At 68.3% G+C, this 1,381-nt stretch carries 1 protein-coding gene and 2 pseudogenes; all 3 read left to right on the forward strand.

Annotated features, from left to right (window positions below; translation table 11 throughout):
• Positions 1 to 475 (forward strand): annotated as a pseudogene (locus EOA33_RS35815) (alpha/beta hydrolase); the annotation flags it as partial.
• Positions 472 to 1,194, forward strand: a complete 723-nt coding sequence (locus EOA33_RS35820) for a ribulose-phosphate 3-epimerase (protein WP_127407731.1) — start codon at positions 472 to 474, stop codon at positions 1,192 to 1,194. The pseudogene EOA33_RS35815 and the gene EOA33_RS35820, both read left to right, overlap by 4 nt.
• Positions 1,194 to 1,381, forward strand: a pseudogene (locus EOA33_RS35825) (ROK family protein); the annotation flags it as partial. The gene EOA33_RS35820 and the pseudogene EOA33_RS35825, both read left to right, overlap by 1 nt.

Below are 1,381 nucleotides of genomic sequence, written 5' to 3' on the forward strand. Positions count from 1 at the left end.
GCCGGCCTGGATCTTCGCGGCGGCACCGCCGAACATGCAGCCCATAGCCGAGGTCGCCGAACTGATCCTCGAGCATGGGCCCGACAAGGCGAGGACGATCTTCGCGCAATCGGCGACGGCCACGCGCCTCTATCACGAGGCGCCCGACAATCTGTCCTCGCTGCTCGGCTATTTCGACCGGCCCGACGCCAAGGCCTTCGCACAGGTGCTGGCCAATATTGCCGCAGACGGACCGGGTGTTTCCCAGCGCGAGGCGGCCGCGCTCGCCGTTCCGGCACTGGTCGTCGGCAACGCCATGGATGCCGTGCATCCGATGTCGAGCGCCTACGCGCTCGCCGCCACGATGCCCAACGCCGTCTTCGCCGAGGTCACGCCCAAGGCGCGCGACAGCAAGCAGCATTTCAGTGAGTTGCACACTGAGATCACCACGTTCCTCCAGTCCCACTCGAAAGTCCGGAGCCTCATTCCGTCATGACCAGCAAATCCCTGTCCGGCCCCGCCGCAATCGCCGCCCTGCCACGCAACAGGCTGCTCGGCGAATTCTCGCTGTGGTCGGCCGACCTCGCCAATATGGAACGCGACCTGAAGCGCATCGAAGCCTATGCCGACCTGCATCACATCGACGTCGCCGATGCCCGCTTCACCCCGGGCTTCCTGTTCTTCCCCGACCTCGTGGCCCGCATCGCCAGGCTGACGGCGAAGCCGATCCATGTGCATCTGATGGTCGAGGCCGAGATCGTCGAAGCGCAGACGCGCCAGTTCATCGAGGCCGGCGCCGACCTCGTCACCATCCACACCGAGAATGGCGAGGCGGGCCTGCGCGCCGTGCGGCTGGCGCGTGAACTCGGTGCCGAGGCCGGCGTCGTGCTGCGGCTGGAAACGCCTGTCGCGGCAATCGTCCCGTTCCTGGCGGAGGTGGCGTTCGTGACACTTCTCGGCACGTCGATCGGCGTCAAGGGCCAGAGCCTGTCGGAGCAGGCCTGTCCGCGCCTGATCGAGGCGCGCGCGCTGATCAGGAAGGCCGGCCGCGAGGCCGATATCATCCTTGCCGCCGACGGCGGCATCCGCCACGAGACGGTGCCCAGCTTGCGCGCCGCCGGCGCCGATACGGTGGTGCTTGGCTCGCTTGCCTTCGGCGACCCCGACCTCGCGCAGCGCATGGCCTGGCTGCACGGCCTGAAGGCCGCCGCGTGATGAACACGGTCGCGCTCGCTTTCGATCTCGGCGGCACGGAGCTGCGCGGCGCGCTGATCGAGCGCGGCGGCGACGTCGTCGCCCGCGTCTCGGCGCCGACGCTCGCCGGCGCAGGATCGGAGGCGGTGATCGGCCAGATCATCACGCTGGCGGACAAATTGCTCAAGGAGCACCCGCAGGCCAAAGT

The sequence above is a fragment of the Mesorhizobium sp. M4A.F.Ca.ET.050.02.1.1 genome, from assembly GCF_003997725.1.
In the GTDB taxonomy this organism is placed as follows: Bacteria; Pseudomonadota; Alphaproteobacteria; order Rhizobiales; family Rhizobiaceae; genus Mesorhizobium.